15 protein-coding genes are annotated in these 18,443 nt (G+C 63.2%); 8 read left to right on the top strand and 7 right to left on the bottom strand.

What is annotated here, in order from left to right; translation table 11 throughout:
- Positions 1-319 precede the first annotated feature (319 nt).
- The 8 genes from NNZ72_RS23250 to NNZ72_RS23215 all read left to right on the top strand — a co-directional run bounded on the left by NNZ72_RS23250 (position 320) and on the right by NNZ72_RS23215 (position 9,606).
- The gene (locus NNZ72_RS23250) at positions 320-1,957 is read left to right on the top strand and encodes a glycerol-3-phosphate dehydrogenase/oxidase (RefSeq protein WP_257318072.1); all 1,638 of its coding nucleotides are present in this window, start codon (positions 320-322) and stop codon (positions 1,955-1,957) included.
- Positions 1,950-3,443 (top strand): FGGY-family carbohydrate kinase, encoded by a 1,494-nt coding sequence (locus NNZ72_RS23245; protein WP_257318071.1) that lies wholly within the window; start codon positions 1,950-1,952, stop codon positions 3,441-3,443. Before NNZ72_RS23250 ends, NNZ72_RS23245 begins: the two co-directional genes overlap by 8 nt.
- A gap of 24 nt (positions 3,444-3,467) precedes the next feature.
- Positions 3,468-4,748, top strand: a complete 1,281-nt coding sequence (locus NNZ72_RS23240; RefSeq protein WP_257318070.1) for an ABC transporter substrate-binding protein — start codon at positions 3,468-3,470, stop codon at positions 4,746-4,748.
- Between the two features lie 72 nt (positions 4,749-4,820).
- Positions 4,821-5,693, top strand: a complete 873-nt coding sequence (locus NNZ72_RS23235) for a carbohydrate ABC transporter permease (protein ID WP_257318069.1) — start codon at positions 4,821-4,823, stop codon at positions 5,691-5,693.
- Positions 5,681-6,496 carry a carbohydrate ABC transporter permease gene (locus tag NNZ72_RS23230; RefSeq protein ID WP_257318068.1) on the top strand — a complete coding sequence of 272 codons (816 nt, stop codon included), beginning with the start codon at positions 5,681-5,683 and terminating at the stop codon, positions 6,494-6,496. The genes NNZ72_RS23235 and NNZ72_RS23230 overlap by 13 nt, the downstream gene beginning before the upstream one ends.
- Positions 6,497-6,507: 11 nt before the next feature.
- Positions 6,508-7,599, top strand: coding sequence for an ABC transporter ATP-binding protein (locus tag NNZ72_RS23225; protein ID WP_257318067.1), 1,092 nt, complete (start codon positions 6,508-6,510; stop codon positions 7,597-7,599).
- Between the two features lie 23 nt (positions 7,600-7,622).
- A complete protein-coding gene (locus tag NNZ72_RS23220) occupies positions 7,623-8,630 on the top strand; it encodes a hypothetical protein (RefSeq protein ID WP_257318066.1) in 1,008 nt (335 codons plus the stop codon).
- Positions 8,631-8,658: 28 nt separating this feature from the next.
- The gene (locus NNZ72_RS23215) at positions 8,659-9,606 is read left to right on the top strand and encodes a sugar-binding transcriptional regulator (protein WP_257318065.1); all 948 of its coding nucleotides are present in this window, start codon (positions 8,659-8,661) and stop codon (positions 9,604-9,606) included.
- Between the two features lie 305 nt (positions 9,607-9,911).
- Here NNZ72_RS23215 and NNZ72_RS23210 read toward each other — a convergent pair whose 3' ends face one another.
- The 7 genes from NNZ72_RS23210 to NNZ72_RS23180 all read right to left on the bottom strand — a co-directional run bounded on the left by NNZ72_RS23210 (position 9,912) and on the right by NNZ72_RS23180 (position 17,789).
- Positions 9,912-11,249: a tyrosine-type recombinase/integrase gene (locus tag NNZ72_RS23210; protein ID WP_257318064.1), complete on the bottom strand. Its 1,338-nt coding sequence runs from the start codon at positions 11,247-11,249 to the stop codon at positions 9,912-9,914.
- A gap of 647 nt (positions 11,250-11,896) precedes the next feature.
- Positions 11,897-12,706, bottom strand: a complete 810-nt coding sequence (locus NNZ72_RS23205) for a hypothetical protein (protein ID WP_257318063.1) — start codon at positions 12,704-12,706, stop codon at positions 11,897-11,899.
- Positions 12,707-12,743: 37 nt separating this feature from the next.
- Positions 12,744-13,355: a hypothetical protein gene (locus tag NNZ72_RS23200; protein ID WP_257318062.1), complete on the bottom strand. Its 612-nt coding sequence runs from the start codon at positions 13,353-13,355 to the stop codon at positions 12,744-12,746.
- On the bottom strand, positions 13,355-13,642 hold the full coding sequence (locus NNZ72_RS23195) for a hypothetical protein (RefSeq protein ID WP_257318061.1): 288 nt from the start codon (positions 13,640-13,642) through the stop codon (positions 13,355-13,357). The genes NNZ72_RS23200 and NNZ72_RS23195 overlap by 1 nt, the downstream gene beginning before the upstream one ends.
- Positions 13,639-14,175 carry a metallophosphoesterase gene (locus tag NNZ72_RS23190; protein ID WP_257318060.1) on the bottom strand — a complete coding sequence of 179 codons (537 nt, stop codon included), beginning with the start codon at positions 14,173-14,175 and terminating at the stop codon, positions 13,639-13,641. Before NNZ72_RS23190 ends, NNZ72_RS23195 begins: the two co-directional genes overlap by 4 nt.
- An 11-nt stretch (positions 14,176-14,186) precedes the next feature.
- Positions 14,187-16,184 carry an AAA family ATPase gene (locus NNZ72_RS23185; protein WP_257318059.1) on the bottom strand — a complete coding sequence of 666 codons (1,998 nt, stop codon included), beginning with the start codon at positions 16,182-16,184 and terminating at the stop codon, positions 14,187-14,189.
- A 192-nt stretch (positions 16,185-16,376) separates the two neighbouring features.
- Complete coding sequence (locus tag NNZ72_RS23180) at positions 16,377-17,789, bottom strand: hypothetical protein (RefSeq protein ID WP_257318058.1); 1,413 nt, start codon at positions 17,787-17,789, stop codon at positions 16,377-16,379.
- Positions 17,790-18,443: the final 654 nt, after the last annotated feature.

The following is an 18,443-nucleotide window of genomic DNA, read 5'->3' as shown; positions in this document are numbered from 1 at the left end:
AGCCAATCGGCTGATCCGCCGGCGCCGGCATTGCTTCATGGAAATGGACGGCAGCAGGGTCGCGCCGCTCGCCACCGCGAGCGGCATGTCCGCGATTCGATCCCTTTCAACGCCTTGCCATATGGCACACAAGGAGAGGCGCTTGGTGCATTTCCGACGTTTCTGACTTTATAAAAATAAAGTACCATTGACAAAAATAAATAGTTGCGGGATATAGGCCGCAGCGGCGGAGCTGTTTGCCTCTGCCGGGCGGGAGCGAATTGTGATGAATATCCGGGAGGAAAGCCTCCGGCGCCTGGCGTCGGGGATGCCTGTCGACGTGCTTGTGATCGGCGGCGGCGTGAACGGGGTCGCGGTCCTGCGCGAACTCGCCCTCAACGCCGTCGGCGCGGTCCTCGTCGACCGGGCCGACTTCTGCATGGGGGCCAGCGGCGCGTCCTCGCGCATGGCGCATGGCGGCTTGCGCTACCTCGAAAACCGCGAATTCAAGCTCGTCGCCGAATCCGTGCGCGAGCGCAACCGCCTGCTCAAGCACGCCCCGCACGTCACGGCTCCGCTGGAAATCGCGGTGCCGCTTGCCCACTATCTGCGCGGCCTCGGCGGCTCGATCCGCCGCTTCCTGGGGCTGCCGTCGAAAGACGCCCGCCTGAGCGCGGTGGCGCTCGAAGGCGCGCTTTTGCTCTACGAGTTCCTGGGCCGCGTCGAAAAGGTGCTGCCTTCCCATAGCCTCGGCCTGTCGCGGAGCGGTTTTCCGCGCGCCCTGGCGTCCCGCTACAAGGCGCTTGTCCGCTATTACGACGCCCGCATCCGCAATCCGGAAGGACTGGTGCTGGAGATGATCGAGGACGCCCTGTCCGCCAGCGGGCAGGCCGCCTGCCTCAACCACGTCTCCTGGTCCTGCGCTCCCGACGGGCTGGTCACCGTCGCCGATCCGGTGACGGGAGCCTCGTTCGATGTCCGTCCCGGGCTGATCGTCAATGCCGCAGGCGCGTGGGTGGACGCCGTCAACCGGAGCCTCGGTCTCGAAACCGCCTATATCCGCCCGGTCAAGGGCGCGCACCTGCTTCTGCGCCATGACGCGCTCTTCGAGCGCATGGCGGGCAGGGCCTTCTATTTCGACGACGGGACGGGACGGATGGTCATCTCCTATCCGCTCGACGGCACCGTGCTCCTCGGCACGACCGAGATCCCGGTGAACGACCCCGACGACGACACCGTCGGGCAGTCCGAGACCGCCTATCTGCTGCAGGCGATTTCGCAGCTCTTCGACGATATCGCGGTGGATGAAACCCATATCGCCGCCGTGACCACCGGCATCCGACCGCTGCAGGCCGGCGGGCACGCGAACGCCAACCGGGCCAACCGCGACCATCTCATCGCCGAAGACCGGATCGCCGGTACCGGAACGCCGGTCCTTTCGCTGATCGGCGGCAAGTGGACGACGTTCCGCGCGTTCGGAGAGCAGGCTGCCGACCGAATTCTCGATCGGCTTTCCCGCCGTCGCATCGTCGATACGCGCCGGCGGCTCTATCCCGGCGCGTCCGGTCTCGACGCCGTGCGCGTTCGTCTCCTCGCCCGCGCCGACCTGCCGCCGGGGCGGGCCTCGACGCTGCTGGAACGTTACGGAGCGCTCGCGCGGGAGGTTGCCGACTTCTGCGCCGCGCAGGCGGACGCGCCGCTTTCGACCCTTCAGGACTACACGAGGCGGGAGGTCGAATGGCTCGTCTCGAGGCGGGCGGCGCTGTTTCTCGACGATCTCGTCCTCCGCCGCATGCAGATCGTGGCCGAAGGCCGCTGCACGCCGGCGGTGATCGGCGAGCTCGGCGCCGTTCTCGCCGCCGCGCGCGGACTGGATGCCGCCTGGGCGCAGGCGCAGGTCGACGCCTGCCTCGGGCTCCGCACCATCCTGTTCCATCCCCCGGCAGACGAAGTCGTGCGGGAGGTCCGGCATGCGTGATCTCTTCCTTTCGATCGACGCGGGCGGCACGGCGGTCAAGGCCGCGGTTTTCGACGGCGAGGGCCGGCTGGTGGCCCTGAAAGCGATCGACGTCGCCACGTTGCATCGCCCGAACGGCTGGGTGGAACGGGAGGCGGAACCCTTCTGGCAGGGAACCGCGCGCGCCATCCGCGAGCTCACCGCAAGCGTCATCCCGGCCGAGAGGATCGCGATCGTCGGCTGCACGGGCTTCGGCAACGGCGTTTTCCTCGTCGACGCGGACGGCAGGCCGACGCGGGACGGCATCGTTTCCGTCGACCATCGCGCCCAGCCTCTCGTCGATGCGCTGGTCGAGGACGGAACGGCCGGTGAAATCGAAGCCGTCACCGGCCATCGCCTGTGGGGCGGGCAGACGGTTATGCAGCTCGCATGGCTCGCCCGCCACGAGCCGGAAACGGTCCGGCGGACGCGCTTCGCGCTGCCCTGCAAGGATTTCCTGCGCATGCGCCTGACCGGCGTCGCGGCAACGGATCCGACGGACGCCAGCGGCGGCGGATTGTTCAACCTCGAGGCGGGCGGCTACGATCCGGACCTGTTCGGGCGGCTCGGCATTCCGGAATTCTTCGAACGCCTGCCGCCCGTCGTGGAGAACTCGGCGGTCGCCGGGACGGTGAGCCGGGCCGCGGCGGCGGAAACGGGGCTTCTCGAAGGGACGCCCGTCGTCGCGGGCATGATGGACGTGAGCGCCTGCGTCCTCGGCTCCGGCGCCATCGGCGACGATGTCTTGACGATGATCGCCGGGACCTGGTCGATCAATGCCGTCGAGGCGGACGGCCGGGCCGAGGGGCGCCCGCCCATTCTCAACATGCTGCACCGCGACCGCGCCTGCCGGCTGCTGGCGGCCGGAAGCCCCACATCGGCGGGAAACCTCACATGGTATCTCTCCCGCGCGGCGGGCGGCGGCGTGACCTTCGAGGAGGCCAACCGGCTGGTGGCCGCAAGCGGGGTCGCCGGGAGGCGCTGCCATTTCCTTCCCTATGTCAACGGCCCCCAGCCGCGCCGCGGCGCCTTCGTGGGGCTCGTCAATTCGGACGATCGCGGCTCGATGCTGCGGGCGATCTACGAGGGCGTCGCCTTCCGGCACCGCCGGCACGGGGAAGAGGTCGCCGCCTTCGTCGCGCCGCGCCGGCCGAAGGTCATCCGCCTTGCCGGCGGGGCGTCCAAGAGCCGGGCATGGACGCAGATATTCGCCGACGTGTGCGGCATGCCGGTGGAGGTGTGCGAGGGCGACGAGCTCGGCGCGCTCGGCACGGCGATCTGCGCGTCGGTCGCCGCCGGCCTGCACCGCGACCTTCCGACGGCCGTGCGGGCCATGTGCCGCGTGACCCGGTCGAGCGAGCCGGACCCGGCGCTGCGGGACCTCTACGAGGAGCGATACCGCCAGTTCCTGACGATCGACGAGACACTTTCCGGGCTGTTCGAAGAGCCGGCCCGGCAAGGCGACTGACAGTTCTTCAAGAGGAGGAGTGACATGAAGATAAGGACATTTCTGCTGGGCTCGGCCTGCCTGCTGGCCATGCCTGCCGCCGCCCTCGCGCAGGCCGACGCCTGCGTCGGCAAGGTGCCGACGATCAACGTCATCGGGCAGGGCATGCCCTCGGTGACCGCGCTCGACAAATATCTCGGCGAGTTCAACGAAAAATGGAAGACCACGGTCAAGATCACCCTTCTCGGCGAGAACGAACGGCGCGCCAAGGCGCGTCTCGACGCCTCCACCGGCGCCGGCGCCTACCAGGTGCTCTATGTGGATGAGGCCAATATCGCCGAATACGCCACGGCGGGCTGGGTCTATCCGCTCGCTGACGTCCTGCCGGCCGAATACGACATCGCCGATTTTCGCGTCGATCTCTCGAACGTCGCGAGCTTCGACGGCAAGCAGTATTTCGCCCCCTTCGTCGGCGGCGGCGACATCCTGATCTACCGCAAGGATGTTCTGGAGGAGAAAGGCCTTTCCGTTCCGAGCACGCTGGACGAGCTGGTGGCGGGCGTGAAGGCCGTCAACGATCCCGCAGGCAAGCTCTACGGCTGGGCGGCCCGCGGCCAGCGCGGATCGGGCATGAACGTCTGGCGCTGGACGCCCTTCTTTCGCGGTCTCGGCGGCGAATGGCTCGACGGCGATCGCCCGGCCTTCAATTCGGACGTCGGCGTGAAGGCGACGGAGCTCTATGTCGACCTAATGAAATATGCCCCGCCCGGCGTCGGCACCTTCAACTGGTCGGATTCCGTCGAGGCGTTCCGCGGCGGCCAGGTCGTCTACCTCATCGAATCCGACGTCTTCGGCCCCTGGATGGAGGATCCGGAAAAGTCCGTCGTGAAGGGGAAGGTCGGTTATGCGCCGCCGCCCGAACCGCTCGGCTCTGCCGGCTGGGCGCACGGCTTCGCGGTCTCGGCCGTGGGCGCCAAGGACGATTGCGTGAAGAAGATCAGCGGCGATTTCGTCGGCTGGGCGACCTCCAAGGAGATGGAGGCCCGCCGGCTGGAGGAAGGCATCGCGTCCGACATCGGCCGTCGCTCGACGCTGGAAAGCGACGCTTTCCGCAAGGCGGTTCCGGCCGAGTATATCGACGCGCTCCTGGCGACCGGCCCGCGCACCAGCCTCCTCATCATGGCAAGCCCGGTTTGGCCCGAGATCGGCGACGAGCTCGGCCTTGCGCTGGAGGAGGTCTTCACCGGCACGAAGACCGACATCCAGGGCGCTCTCGACGAGGCCGCCTTCTCCGCCGAAGACGCCCTGCGCCGCGCGAAGAAGTAGGCCCCGTCAATCGAAGACCGGCCGGACGGCGCGACCGTCCGGCCATCACACGCCTTTTCGAAGGGTAAAGGGATGCAACCAAGACGCTTCATTTTCTGGACGCTGGCGCCGGCCTTCGGCCTGCTCGCCGCGCTTGCGCTGATCTCGATCGCCGGCGCGCTGTATTTCTCGGTGATGGACAGGTCGCTGCGCTATCCCGACTACGACTTCGTGGGGCTCTACAATTTCGAGCGCCTGTTCGGGGACCGGCGCTTTCTCAACGCCCTGAAGATATCCGCGCTCTGGGAAATCATCACCGTCGCCGGCTCGCTGCTGGTGGCGGTCCTGCTGTCGGTGTTCCTTTTCGAGAACACGCGGTCGGCGACGGCGCGCAACCTGATCTGCCTCGCCTTTCTCGCCCCGGTGCTCCTGCCGCGCGTCGCCGCGGCCTTCATCTGGCGCTTCCTCTATTCGCCGACGCTCGGCCTGATCAACTACGTCTGCGAGCTCGTCGGGCTCGGCCAGGTCGAGTTTCTCGCGAGCCCCTCGCTGGCGCTCTTCTCGGTCGCGGCGGTCGATATCTGGCAATGGGGGCTGTTTTTCACGGTCATCCTTCTGAAGCTCCTCGAGACCTTGCCGAAGGAGCCGATCGAGGCCGCGCAGCTCGACAATGCCCGCACCTGGGAAATCCACGCCTATGTCACCTTGCCGATGCTGCGGGCGCCGATCATCAGCCTCGCCCTCGTGAAGGCGGTGGAATCGCTGCGTTCCTTCGATCTCATCTTCGTCATGACCGGCGGCGGGCCCGGCACGGCAACCGAGACGCTCGACCTCTACGCCTACCAGATGGGCATCAATCTCGGCGGCCGCGTCTCCTACGCTTCGGCGATGTCGATCCTCCTGCTCCTCATCACCATCGTCATCTTCACGCTCGTCTGGAGAGGTATCCGCAAATGGGCCGCCTGATCAGCCGCACTCTTTCCAGGACGCTGCTCGCGCTTCTGCTTCTCGTCGCGCTGGCGCCGATCCTCTGGACCATCCTCAGCGCGTTCAAGAAGCTGCGCGACATCGTCACGCCGGTGCCGAAATTCGTCTTCACGCCGACGCTGGAGAATTTCGCGACGATCCTGCTCAACCCGTCCATCCGCGACGGTCTCTACAATTCGGTCGTCGTGGTCGGCGTATCGGTTTTCGTCGGCGCGCTGCTCGGCGTTCCCGCCGCTTTCGGGCTCGCGCGGCTTCCCGCCCGCGCGAAAGGCGAGATGCAGTTCTTCGTGCTCTCCCTGCGCTTCATGCCGCCGGTGGCGATCGCCATCCCGTTTATCGTCATCTACCTCGATCTCGGCATCTACGACACGCTGCTCGGCCTGATCCTCGTCTATCTCGTGACGACCGTCTCGACCGTGATCTGGCTGTCGGTCCCGGCCTTCGAGCGCGTGCCGCGCGAGATCGAGGAGGCGGCCGCCATGGAAGGGTGCTCGCTTGGCGAGATATTCCTGAGGTTCTCGCTGCCGATCGCCGCGCCCTCCCTGTTCGGCGCGCTTGTCTTCACCTTCGTCCTCGTCTGGAACGAGCTCCTCCTGGCGCTGACGCTCGCCGCGGAAAACGGGACGCTGCCGGTCGTCGCCGCCTCCATCACCTCGCTCGGCAAGGAAGTTCCCTGGGGCGTCATCAACGCCGCCACCGTGATCCTCGTCCTGCCGCCCCTCGTCTTCATCGGCCTCCTGATGGGCTTCATCAACCGCATGGTCGCCCCGGGCCGGAAGTAGGAACAATCCCCATGGCAAACATCAAGTGCACCAATATCCGCAAGTCCTACGGCAGCGTTACCGTCATCGAGGATCTCAATCTCGATATTCCGGATCACGAGTTCGTCGTCTTCCTCGGCCCCTCGGGCTGCGGAAAGTCGACCATGCTGCGCATGATCGCCGGACTGGAGGAGATTTCCGGCGGCACGGTCGAGATCGGGGAGCGCGACGTCACCCGCCTTCCGCCCGGCGCGCGGGGCGTCGCGATGGTCTTCCAGTCCTATGCCCTCTATCCCCATATGAGCGTCTACGACAACATCGCCTTCGGGCTCCGGCGGCAGAAGGTGGCAGAGACGGAAATCGCGGCGCGGGTGAAGCAGGTCTCCGGCCTGCTCGGGCTCGAGCAGCTCCTCGAGCGCAAGCCGAGGAACCTTTCCGGCGGCCAGCAGCAGCGCGTCGCCATGGCGCGCGCCATGATCAAGACGCCGAAGCTCTTCCTGTTCGACGAGCCGCTCTCCAATCTCGACGCCAAGCTGCGCGAGAAGCTGCGCACCGAGATCCGCCGCATCCACCTCGATCTCAAGACGACGACCATCTTCGTCACGCACGACCAGCTGGAGGCGATGACGATCGCCGACCGCATCGTCCTGATGAAGGCCGGCGCCATCGAGCAGCAAGGCACGCCGTCGGAGATATTCGACAGGCCGGCGACGCGTTTCGTGGCCGACTTCATAGGCTCGCCGGCGATGAATTTCCGCGATTGCACGGTCGCCAACCGCGGCGAGGTCGTCGAGCTCTCCTCCGGCTCGCTGCATCTGGAGGTCCCGGCGGCGGATTTCGAGCCGCTTGCGGACGGCACGATCGTCGAAGTGGGCCTGCGCCCCTCGAAGATGGATGTCGCCGGAGACGGGGCGCACAACGCGATAACCGGCCGCGTCGTCCTCGTGGAGAACATGGGCAGCGAAGGGCAGGTCGTCGTCGATGTCGACGGCCGCGACATGTCTCTCGTGACGAAAGCCTTCCGCAGCCTTTCGAGCGGCTCCCCCGTGACCTTCGCGATCGATGCCGACAGCATCCACCTTTTCTCGAAGCGAACCGGGCGTTCGCTCCGCAAAGCCGCCTGAACCCAGACCGATCGGAACGCAACATGACCAAGCAGACCCGCTACGAAGAGAAAATCGAACGCATCCGCGCCGGCGGATACCGCAAGGGCGACTTCATGATCGCGGACGCCAAGGATGCCGATCTTTCCGGCGGCATCCTCACCACCGGCCAGCGCCGGGACGGCGCGGGAAGGGTGATCGGCAACCGCAGCCGCCAGGAATTCCTGGCCGAAATCCGGGCGCTCGTCCGGCAGGATGTCGTCGACATCATGCTGGCCTCGACATCGAATATCGAGGCGCTCGGCGAGGAGGGCGTCTTTGCGGGCTCGCGCGTCATGCCCGCCTTCCGGGCCAACGACACGACCGATGTCTGGGGCATCGTCAGGGGAGGGCGCTACCGGGAGACGCCCTCCCTGCCTTTCCGGGCGACCGATCTCGCGCTCGCCGGCGCAGGCCTCTGCCTTTACTCGGTGACGTTCAACAACGACGCTGCCGCGGACATGCGGACCCTGGAAGCCTATCGTGCCTTCCGGGCGGACGCGCGGGCGGCGGGCAAGGCGCACTTTCTCGAGGTCTTCAACCCCAACATCGACCTCGGCTTCTCGGCGGCGGAGACCGGCATGTATGTGAACGACTGCATCGTCCGCACGCTGGCCGGGCTCACCAGGGGCGAACGGCCGGAATTCCTCAAGGTGGCCTATAACGGGCCCGCCGCGCTGGAGGAGCTTGCCGCGCACGACTCCTCCGTCGTCGTCGGCGTTCTGGGCGGCGGTCAGGGAACGCATCTCGACACGTTCGAGCTCGTCAGCCAGGCCGAGCGGTTCGGCGCGCGCCTTGCGCTCTTCGGCCGCAAGATCAACATGGCGGAACACCAGCCCGCCTTCGTTGCCTGGATGCGGGCCGTCGCCGACGGCGATGCGACGCCGCGCGATGCCGTGCGCGGCTATCATGCCGATCTGCAAAAGCGCGGGCTTTCTCCGGACCGTTCGATTGACGACGATCTCGTCATATCCGAAGACGTACTGAAAGCGGAAGCGCATCCGGGTCGTTGAGCCGGCCGCGCGGGAGAACGGATCCTCTATGAGTCGCCACCAGCAGCCGTCCAGCAAGATCGTCGCCGAGGTCGCGTGGATGTACTATGTCCGCGGCCTCAACCAGGGCGAGATCGCCGACGCGCTCTCGCTCTCCCGCCCGACGGTCATCAGCTACCTGAAGGCGGCGAAGGACAGGAACATCGTCTGCATCCGCATCGCGCCGGAGCACTATCGCATCAATGCCCTCGCGGACGCGTTGCGGGAGAAGTTCGCATTGAACTCGGTCCATGTTGTGCCGGACGAAGGCGCGCAGGGCGAGGCGCTCGCCCGGACCGTCTGCGAGGTGGCCGCGCACTATCTGCCCAATCTGCTCAAGCCGGAGGACGTGCTCGGGGTCTCCTGGGGGCAGACCGTCTCCTTCGTCTCCGAATATGTTCCCGACTGGCCGATCGAGGGATTGACCGTGCGCCAGCTGATCGGCTCCATCGCCAACCCGCTTCTCAGCACGTCGGAAAGCTGCACCACCGAGATCGCGCGGCGGCTCGACGCCTACTGCATCAATTTCAACGCGCCGGCCGTCTGTTCCACCGCGGCGCTTGCGGATGCGCTGAAGCGGGAGCCGATCATCCGCGAGCAGCTCGAAGGCCTGCGCAAGTGCAACAAGGCGATCTATTCCCTCAGCCCCTGCACGCCCGATACGCATGTCGTGCAGTTCAAGATCGCGACCGCCGCCGACATCGAGGACTACAGCCGCCGCGGCGCCGTCGGCATCATCGCCGGCCGCTTCATCGACCGGGACGGGCAGGCGGTGCTCGGCGATCTCGACGGGAAGATAATCGGTGTCGATCACGATCTCCTGCGCTCGATGGAGGGGCTGCTCGTCGTGAGCGGGAATTTCAAGCGCGATGCCGCCCTCGCGGCCCTGAAAGGCGGGTTTGTCGACCATCTCGTCGTCTGCGCCCCGTTGGCGGAGCTGCTGGCGGAGGCGAAATAGGGGATGGGATAGCCCCGCGTTTCATGGACACTCCCGGGTCGCATCCTGTGCCGCCGCTCGGCCGCGACGGGTGACGGCATCCCGTTTCCGGACAGGCTTGCTGACCTGAAAAGACCCTCTTCGCAGCAGCCGCCCGGGCCGACCCCTAACGTGCAGACAAAAGGTTTCTGTCAGTTTCGCGGGAAGAGGAGAAAGCGCCCTTCGGGTGGCTGAAAATCCTTGCTCTGCAAGGATTTGGCTGGTCGGAGTGGCGTGATTCGAACACGCGACCCCCACGTCCCGAAATCTGTTGATCAGAGTTCTAGTCAGGCTGCATCCCTTGACTTTTCAGTGTTTCCGTTCCGTTTGGTCCGAGTTGATTTACCTTGGTTCGAGTTGTTTCTCATGGTATCCAATGGTGTGATGTCGCCATAATTGAACTCATCTTCAAGCGGATCGTCTTTCTCGATCTTGCCGATACCTCCACTGGAGATTGCATCGTCAATCGCTGATTGGTGCGATACCCGATGGTGTCCGTACGTGCGGTCCAGGATTTCCAGCGACATCCCGAGGAAACCGGAGATGTCATGGACCGACAACTCGGAACGGCGCATCAGCCAAGTCGCCGCGGTGTGACGGAAGGAGTGGGGTACGAGATCCTTGTCGGGGAACAGCTCGCGGATGATCTTTCGGAGACCTTTGCTCGATTTAATCGGCTTGCCGTTGTACTCGATCGGGTAACGGCGGCCGAGCATGTACCAGCGTCGCATGTGCCGCAGGAGCCTCTTCGGAATTTTACACGTTGGCGCTCCCTTGTTGGGTGCAACATCCTCCTTCGGGGCTGCCCGATGGTAGATGCCGCGTTTCAAATCGATCCACGGACGACCTGCCTCCCGGACGAATGATGCCGTGAACATCCTGTTTGAACGCGTTCCGGTATATGTCGCCATGAGGATGTAAGACATGAGATGCCGATGCGGGCGGCGCTTCGTCTCCCGGACCTGGCCGACCTTGCCTGTTCCTTTGGACTTGGCCTCACCGTAGGTGTACGTCCCTCGGCGAAGGCAGTGGCGCATAAGCTTGGCGATGTCATCTCGCTCGAACACCTCATCCCGGGCAGCCGGCTTCGGCGGGAGGTGCACCTTCGGCGCCACGACAAGGATGCCATCGTCCTGCGCCAGGTTGATCGCTCGCCGAAGATATTCGAGCCTGTTGCGCCCCGCTGTCGGCGTCGAGCAGTGTTCGGCGTAGCGCTGGCAGTTTTGTCGCGTGACCTCCGCCACCGTCTTCTTTCCCCACCAGTTGAGGAGGTCAATGACATAGGCGAGAACCTCTTGCGGCCGCGCGAGCGGTCGATGGGAACTGCCCACCTTCAACTTGATCCTCTCTTCGATGAAATAGTCGAGGACTTCGGCAACGGGAACGTCGCCCGCGTCGCGGTTACGTGCAACCGGCTGGTCGGATGTCTTTTCTACGAGCCACTGCGCAAAGTATTTCTGAGCGTCTGCGCCTTCATCAGCGCCGAAGCCTGTGCTGATGACAGCTTGGCGTCCTTTTCCCTCGTCGAAATGTTTGATGACCCAGACGGCTTTTTCGACGCTGCCATTGCGATGCTTGCGTTCGGCCTGGAGTTCAATTCGCGGGGGTTCTCGACGTCGGGCCATTCTGCCAGCCACTCCTTGATATTCGCTACGGTCGTGTATCGGTTTTTCAGATCAACAGGGCAGTCCTTAAGATGCCCGCGTTTGATCGCCTCTCTGAGTTTGTCCACGGTGAGAGTGGCGCCTGGTATGTCCCAAGCGGGGTCGGCAGCCAGATGTCCACCGAATGCCGGATGACAGATGATGCGCGCGAGCGGCAATGCCATATCGTCGGGAGCGTGAAGCGGAATCTGCCCCCGCTCGATTTCCGCCAACTGCTCCAAGTTCCGCTGAGATGACACATCAAGGTCAACGATCAGCTCCTCCATGTCGGCTACCAGTCGGCGGGACAGACCGGACATGTCCAGGGACATCCAATCGTCATCATCGTTAGCGCTCATCATACGACCTTCCACGTTTTTCGTCGGTGCAAAAATCACGAATGACGGCATCTCGTCAACAACTGAATAACAACCGGGGATAATTAATTCCTTGACGGTGGTTCCGATGCCAGAATGTCGCGCGGCTGCTTCTGCATGCGAAACTTACAAATTGAAAACAGTGATTTAACGGAGTCTTGAATTCTTCTTTGAAATTTATTTCAAACTGGAGCTCCTATCGTCTCATAATTCAAGAACTCAACCAATACGCGTATGCTTCGAGTTCTTGAATTACGGCTCCTCGTCGCCTTTTGGGGTGCCTTCATTGGCAAGCCACGCCGACACGAATGCCTCGACCTCGTCGTCGGCAATCCCGAAAATCTCGCCGACGCGGTGACTATCCATTTTCCCGTCAGCAACCCACTGGACGACCTCCCCAGGTCGAAAGCCGGGGGCCAATTCCTTGTCGCGGAGAATCCGGTACAGGTCGGCGTAGGTCTTTGCTCCGATTAGTTCGAGAGCGATCTTCCCTCCGACCTCGAAGCGCCGCCAAATGTCGACGACGGCAACGCCCAGTCGGATTTCCTCACGGAGAGCGGCGGTCATCGCGTTCCGCTTCGGCGGACTATCCTTCCGCCAACGACGCTCGGCCCATTCTCGGATGTCGAGGACTTTTCCGGCATGCGCGCAGTCGCGAACATACCTGCGGGCGGCGGCTTTGATTTCGGTCGCGCGGCGGCCGCGCTGGTCGAGCGCGAGATCGAAGTCGCGGCAGTCGTCGCACTCGATGATGTGCTGTCGTACCGTCTGCGATCCGTTCGGCGACCCGCAGTGCTCGCATGTCCGCGATGCCTCTTCCTCGGCGGCCTTGATGTACCAATTGATCATTGTGCGGTGTTCGTCGGCGACGCGGACATGGATGTCCAGGCGTGCCAACTTCTGTTTGACCTGAAGCGTGAACATCTTCGCAGGATCGCCGACGGTCGCCGCGGCCTCGTCGTAAAATCGCTCGACGATGCCACGCCATCCGTGCCGGACCGAAAACTCGGCGTCTTCGTTGATCTGATATCTGCGGCGCAGGTTTGTCAGCCAGTCTTCCATAGCGGTTGTTCCTATTTCCTGGATTCAGTAACAACCGCTATCGGAAACGGAGCTTGCGGAAGGCCTCGCGCAGGTCGTCGGAGACACCAACGATCATCGATCCAGCCCGCCACCAGGCGACAGTGAAGTTGACCTCATCGACAAAATGGCGGCGATCGATGTCGTCAGGCCAGAGCTGGATTATGATATTCCCGACAGGAAAAAGCCTGCCGTGCTCCAGGCATACGCCGATGTAGTAGGCAGCGGCCTCGGCGATATCCTTCCGGTTCCATCCGACAAACTCATGACGTCGGACGTGTTCAGCTTCGCAGTCGTCACAACGGACGCGGTGCCAACCGGCACGGCGGATTTCGCCGAACCGACCGCAGAGTTCGCAGATATCCGCCGACCTCGATCGGGCCTGTGACGCGATGTCGAAGACGGCGCGGATCGTGTCGATGTCGAGACCCCGAACACCAGGACGGATGTCGAGGAGGCCCCACTTTTCGCCGACCTTCTCCACCTCCACGCGGCCGTGAGACACCTCCGCCAGGCGACCGATGGCATCAACCGCAATCTCACGCCAACCGTCGCCGATATCCATCCCGAGGCCATCGCGAACAATGCCGCACGACAGGTCTCGGATTTCGAGATCGTATTCCAAGCGCATCAGTGCCTCCGCGCGAGGACGGCGGCCTGCGCCCTCTCCACGATCGATGCGATCGCGGCCATGCCGTCGGCGGAAATGTATTGCGTCGACGCGACCATCTCGACGACCAGATGGCCGTTCTCTTCGCCGAAACCCGTGACGATGAGGAATGCACGCACGCTGCCCGGAAGGTCATGCAGCGCCTGCAAGGCCTCGTGGACGGCAGGCATCCACTGAGCAGGCACCGCGACCGTCGCATCCGGCATGATGATATTGCCGTAGATGTTGTTCAGTTCTTCGCCGGTCATTTCCTCATCCCTTTCGTCAGCTCCGCGAATGTCTTCGGATTGAAGGCCACGTCACGGCAATCCACGCCCACATCGCGACTGCGACCTAGAGGTGGTAGCGCACCGTGAGAATGACCGAAAAAGTGGAACGAACCTTTATGCGATCCCGGCCATACACGATGAGCGTAGTGGCTCAGAAAGACGCGATGGCCCTCGTCGGTCGTTTCCAGCGCCGGGGTCGGCGGCGCGGCCCATTCCAGCCCCGCCAGCGTCGGGTGGACGACATTCGGCTTGCGGTAGTCGTGGTTTCCGAGGATCAGGTACTTGCGCCCGCGCAACCGGTGGAAAATCCCGCGAACGCGATCCTCGATGCCGAGAGCCATGGAGAAGTCACCGAGGTGATACACAATGTCATTATCGCCGACAGCGGTGTTCCAGCGGTGGATCATTGCTTCGTCCATCTCGTCCGTTGAGCGGAACGGCCGGTCTCCCGACGTCAGCATGAGAGCGTGGCCGAAGTGGGTGTCGCTGACGTAGAACTTTTTCACGAACATCTGACCCTCCCTTAGATCGCAAGGGCCAACTGACGGCGCGGGCGTGCGACGACTTCATGCACGACCGCACCGTCCAGGCGGTGATGCTGCAGGAGCATCTCGACGAGTTCCGCAACCGCCTCGCGGTGTTCCTCGAGAATGGCGCGCGCACGCGCTGCCTGATCGTGCAGGATGCCGTCGATGCTTTGACGCAGACCCGGATCGAAATCCTGCGCACGAGCGAGGTCAGTCATACCCGCGACACCGTGGGAGTACAGCGAGCCGCCCATGCCGTAGCTCGCAAGGGCGTTGCGCGCGGCATTCGTCGCATTGACCAGATCGACGGAGACGCTGTCGCTGTGGCTGCCATAGATCATTTTCTCCGCGGCCAGACCGCCGAGGCAGTGCGCGACGCGGTCCATATGCCACTGGTAGTCCTGGATACCCTCGCGCATGCTGACCACCGCCGCGCCAGCGATGTGGCTCGGCTGGTCCGCGACGAAGTCGGGTTCCACAAAAACCTCGCGCACACGGCTGCCGGTTGCGACAGCGACGACCGCGTGGCCGATTTCGTGGACGGCGATATGACGGCGATATGCGGGCGTTCGGCTCTGGCGAACCGGAAGCGAAGCGCGGACATGGTGGATACCGACATCGACACGCTCACGGCGTGCGCGGCGGCGTGCGTCGCGAGCCACACGTTCGAGGTCTGCACCCGACATGCCTTCCGTCTCACGGTCGAGGCAAGTCACGTCAATGTTAGCGTCGAGGTGCTGACGCAGGATCGCGGAACGCGCCTTGGCATCGGGAAGCGGGATTTCGATGTGGCGGTCGAGGCGACCCGGACGGCGGAGCGCCGTGTCGATGCCCGACGGATCATTGGTCGCGCCTACGACGACCACGCCCTCGCGCTCGACAGCGCCGTCCAGGCACTCCAAGAGGCCATTGACCACGCCGCGGTTCCACTCATCCGAGCGTCCGTTGCCGATTGAGCCACGGGCAACGAAGTTGTCGATTTCATCGATCAAAAGGACGCTCGGCGCATGCTTCATGGCCTCCGCGAACGCCGCCCGCATTGCCAGCAGAAGATTGCCCTGATGACCTTCACCCGTCCCGAGCCATGCCGAATAGCTGCCAACGACGAGATGCGCGTCCAGCGACCGCGCCAGCGACTTCGCAAAGGTCGTCTTGCCGCACCCCGGAGGGCCGCTCAGGAGAATACCGCCATCGACATCGTTCCAGCGAATATTGCCGCGGCGCCAGTCTTCCATATCCTGCGCGAGTTCGTGACCCCAATCGGCAGCGGGGCCATAGCCGTGCATGTCTTCGAGATACGGCGTGTCGGCGGGAACGACGCGCTCATCAGCCGGGCGGCGCTTTGCTTTCGCGGCCTCTTCACGCTCCTGACGCTCGATTTCCTTTTTCTCGCGTTCGAGCTTGGCGGCTTCGACCTGGAGGGCGTGGCTCTTGCCAATCGCACGCGGCGAACGGAACGCAACGGCGCGACGACGGTGCGGCATGCGCGAAAGGCGGCAGGCCTCGACACGAGTGACCGGTCGGCCGCAGGTGGTCGCCGCCTGAACGATCAGGTCGATGTCCAGCTCTACCGCCGTGCGGCTGTCCACGAGCAACAGCGAGGGGTGGTCCAGGTTTTCGTTCTCGGCGGCGGAGAGGATCACGTTGCATGCCCCGAACTCGAACCGGTCGTCGAGGCCGCTATTACCGAGGAGCTGGACATCGACGGCGAAGGGCGAAGACAGCCGTTCGCCCGTGAAGTCGAACTCCGCGTCGTCAACGATCAGGTCTTCTACGGTCCCTGTCATCTGCGTCTGCTTCGGGCTGTCCGCGCTAGTCTTCTTGGCCTCGCGGACGTACTCCTCGGCGGCGCGATACCAGTGCGTCATCGATGCGTTCAGGGGGATGAGAACGAGGTGAGCACCCTTCGGATCGGGGCCGAGGTCGGCGAAAAACTTCGCGACGTGGAGACGGGAGATTTCGCGCTCGAACGAGAGCTTGGGCTTGCCGGCCATGACGGGTAACTCCTGCAGACAGAACTGAACATCTCGCCAACCGGTTGGTGGCGATCTTCGTGTTCAGGCGGCTATTCGCAGTGCTTTCGTCATGACCTCAGGTTTCCAATTCTTCGCAACCATGCCGCGTATGATCGGAGGCGTCAACGCGGCATCCGGGATTTCTTCGTTCCGGTTAACGGAGTGCGATCGTCATGCAGCGTCGGCGTATCCGATATCACCCCACTCGTCACCGCAGCGTGTATCTTCCTCGTCTTCATCGCCGTAGGAATAATGAACCGCGTCCTCCTCGGCCACGACGGCGGGCTCCAGTGGAATCTCCGGAATATTCCATGCCGCGACCTTGTGCTCCAGCCATGACGCAAACATCGGGTCCACGCCGAAGCGATCGATCCGCTCCAGGAACTCGGCGGCCGTCCATCCGGCGATCGCGTCTCGAATTCCTGCGTTCGCCTCTTCGATATCGTCTTGCCAGGCCATTGAAATCCGCAGGCCGTCATAACCCGTGAATGCCTCAGCCTGAGCGATCCGGGACACATGTACGAACTGATTGTCCTTCATGTTGATCTTCTCCCTTTTGAGTGGCTGGGTATGCGCCGTAGCGTGATAGAACGCCGCGCGTTTGAGCCATGCACGGTGAACGTCGAAGACCGACTTTCGCGCCTCGGTCACGGCGAAGCTGAAGCGCGGAACCCTTGCCGTTGGCAAAACGGCCAGGACATCGAACCTCTGATTCAGTTTTGGCAGCGCCTGAATCTCGGCGATGGCTTTGGTCATCGCCGCCGCAAACGTCGACGCACGGTATGTCGGCACTGGGTATCCCAGCTCCGCCGCTAACGCTTCGGGATCGATCACCCAGAACGTTTTGTTCGGTCCGACCTTTCCGTCCTTGTCCTTCTTCGAACGAAGCAGTGCCTGATGACGAGCCGCCAGGTACGATAGCTTCACGAACAGGCGGGCGCTGTAGCGGCTCTTGAACGTCGGCAATGCATTCAGGTCGACGGTCACGTATTTTCTGCTGAGGAGCATGCAGACGCGGACCTCGGGGTGAAGCTCGAAACCGATCTCGTCCCGGCTCCGAAGCCTCTCCGGCATCGAATGGACGGTCAGGTACGGCACCGGTTTCGTCAGTCGGGTGCCGCGATATCGGATATCGTACCGCGCCATTGTCTCGGCAATGCGCTCCAGGCTCTCTCGCAGCCGCGCCGGGTTCTTCAGACCGAGATAGGCCAGCATGTCCCCGACGGTGACTTTGTGCACCCGAGCCTCACCGCGGTAGGCTTCGCGGTCGCGGAACCCTCCGTCGCTGCCAACTTTCGCGAGGCTGTTGATATCGACCTTCGCCCGGGTGAACAGATAATACCAGAGTGCCTGGTCCGTTGAGGTAAGCCTGTCGGCAACTTCGGTGCCTTCGACGACGCGGAATGTCGTCCCCTTCGTCAGGGCAAAGGGGATTTCGACACGAGGGTTCGACACATCGTTGTCGGCCACGGCTTCGCAAACAAGGTCGCCGGCGCGGATGCCACGACGATCCCTCGCACGATGCGCTACTTCTTCGTTTCTCGACGACCAGGCAAGCTGTCCGATGGCGTTGCGATATTGCATTTGCAGTCTCCCTGAACATTATGGTTCAGCGAGAATGTGCAGAGCGCAATATAGCTGACAAGTTTTTTACGCTTTCAACCAGAAAATCTATCTCGCCCGCCTGAATAACAAGGTTTCTTGTCTGCGGACTAAGCCTGACAGTGTTAATAATGTTAGGGGGAGGCTTTAGGAGAATAGTGAGAATTATTATGAGGATGTGGTTGCAAATTTTGAAGGTTTTACGTTTTCAACCGAAAAACATTTCTCAATCGCCTGAGAAACCAGTGTTTCAATTCGTTGTCTAGAGCCGACAGTGTTAAGACTCTTAGTCCCGTTAGCTGAATTCTTGAAATCAGAACTGTGTTCTAAAGGGTCAGGATTCTCGGTTTCGAGATATCGAGTCTCGAGTTTCACGGGTCGCTTCGCTCTTCTTCTTTTTCGCCAGTGCCCCCTTTGCCTCAGTGCCGGAACAAAACCCCTTGCAGGGTCGAGCAGGAACCCCATCGCCCGGATAGCGAAGGATGACCGGAAGTGTCGTGTTCGGATTTCGAGGCTGCCCTGGTTTCGGGATGAGTCTCGTGTGCAGGAATGATCGCAGGGGCAGAGCCCTGCTAGGTCCTGTTGACAAAGTATGGCAGCCATATCTTTGCGGCTGCCAGGGCGAGGAATGCCGAG

This window comes from Shinella pollutisoli, assembly GCF_024609765.1.
GTDB classification, from domain to species: domain Bacteria; phylum Pseudomonadota; class Alphaproteobacteria; order Rhizobiales; family Rhizobiaceae; genus Shinella; species Shinella pollutisoli.
Note: the sequence above shows the minus strand (reverse complement) of the source record. Positions and strands in the feature narration are given on the sequence as shown.

What these genes read in the sequence shown, in the direction of transcription:
- NNZ72_RS23235 (WP_257318069.1), top strand. Translation starts at nt 4,821, where the DNA reads ATGCAACCAAGACGCTTCATTTTCTGGACGCTGGCGCCGGCCTTCGGC.
- NNZ72_RS23180 (WP_257318058.1), bottom strand. Translation starts at nt 17,789, where the DNA reads ATGCAATATCGCAACGCCATCGGACAGCTTGCCTGGTCGTCGAGAAAC.
- NNZ72_RS23245 (WP_257318071.1), top strand. Translation starts at nt 1,950, where the DNA reads ATGCGTGATCTCTTCCTTTCGATCGACGCGGGCGGCACGGCGGTCAAG.
- NNZ72_RS23230 (WP_257318068.1), top strand. Translation starts at nt 5,681, where the DNA reads ATGGGCCGCCTGATCAGCCGCACTCTTTCCAGGACGCTGCTCGCGCTT.
- NNZ72_RS23195 (WP_257318061.1), bottom strand. Translation starts at nt 13,642, where the DNA reads ATGACCGGCGAAGAACTGAACAACATCTACGGCAATATCATCATGCCG.
- NNZ72_RS23190 (WP_257318060.1), bottom strand. Translation starts at nt 14,175, where the DNA reads ATGTTCGTGAAAAAGTTCTACGTCAGCGACACCCACTTCGGCCACGCT.
- NNZ72_RS23220 (WP_257318066.1), top strand. Translation starts at nt 7,623, where the DNA reads ATGACCAAGCAGACCCGCTACGAAGAGAAAATCGAACGCATCCGCGCC.
- NNZ72_RS23240 (WP_257318070.1), top strand. Translation starts at nt 3,468, where the DNA reads ATGAAGATAAGGACATTTCTGCTGGGCTCGGCCTGCCTGCTGGCCATG.
- NNZ72_RS23210 (WP_257318064.1), bottom strand. Translation starts at nt 11,249, where the DNA reads ATGGCCCGACGTCGAGAACCCCCGCGAATTGAACTCCAGGCCGAACGC.
- NNZ72_RS23185 (WP_257318059.1), bottom strand. Translation starts at nt 16,184, where the DNA reads ATGGCCGGCAAGCCCAAGCTCTCGTTCGAGCGCGAAATCTCCCGTCTC.
- NNZ72_RS23225 (WP_257318067.1), top strand. Translation starts at nt 6,508, where the DNA reads ATGGCAAACATCAAGTGCACCAATATCCGCAAGTCCTACGGCAGCGTT.
- NNZ72_RS23215 (WP_257318065.1), top strand. Translation starts at nt 8,659, where the DNA reads ATGAGTCGCCACCAGCAGCCGTCCAGCAAGATCGTCGCCGAGGTCGCG.
- NNZ72_RS23200 (WP_257318062.1), bottom strand. Translation starts at nt 13,355, where the DNA reads ATGCGCTTGGAATACGATCTCGAAATCCGAGACCTGTCGTGCGGCATT.
- NNZ72_RS23205 (WP_257318063.1), bottom strand. Translation starts at nt 12,706, where the DNA reads ATGGAAGACTGGCTGACAAACCTGCGCCGCAGATATCAGATCAACGAA.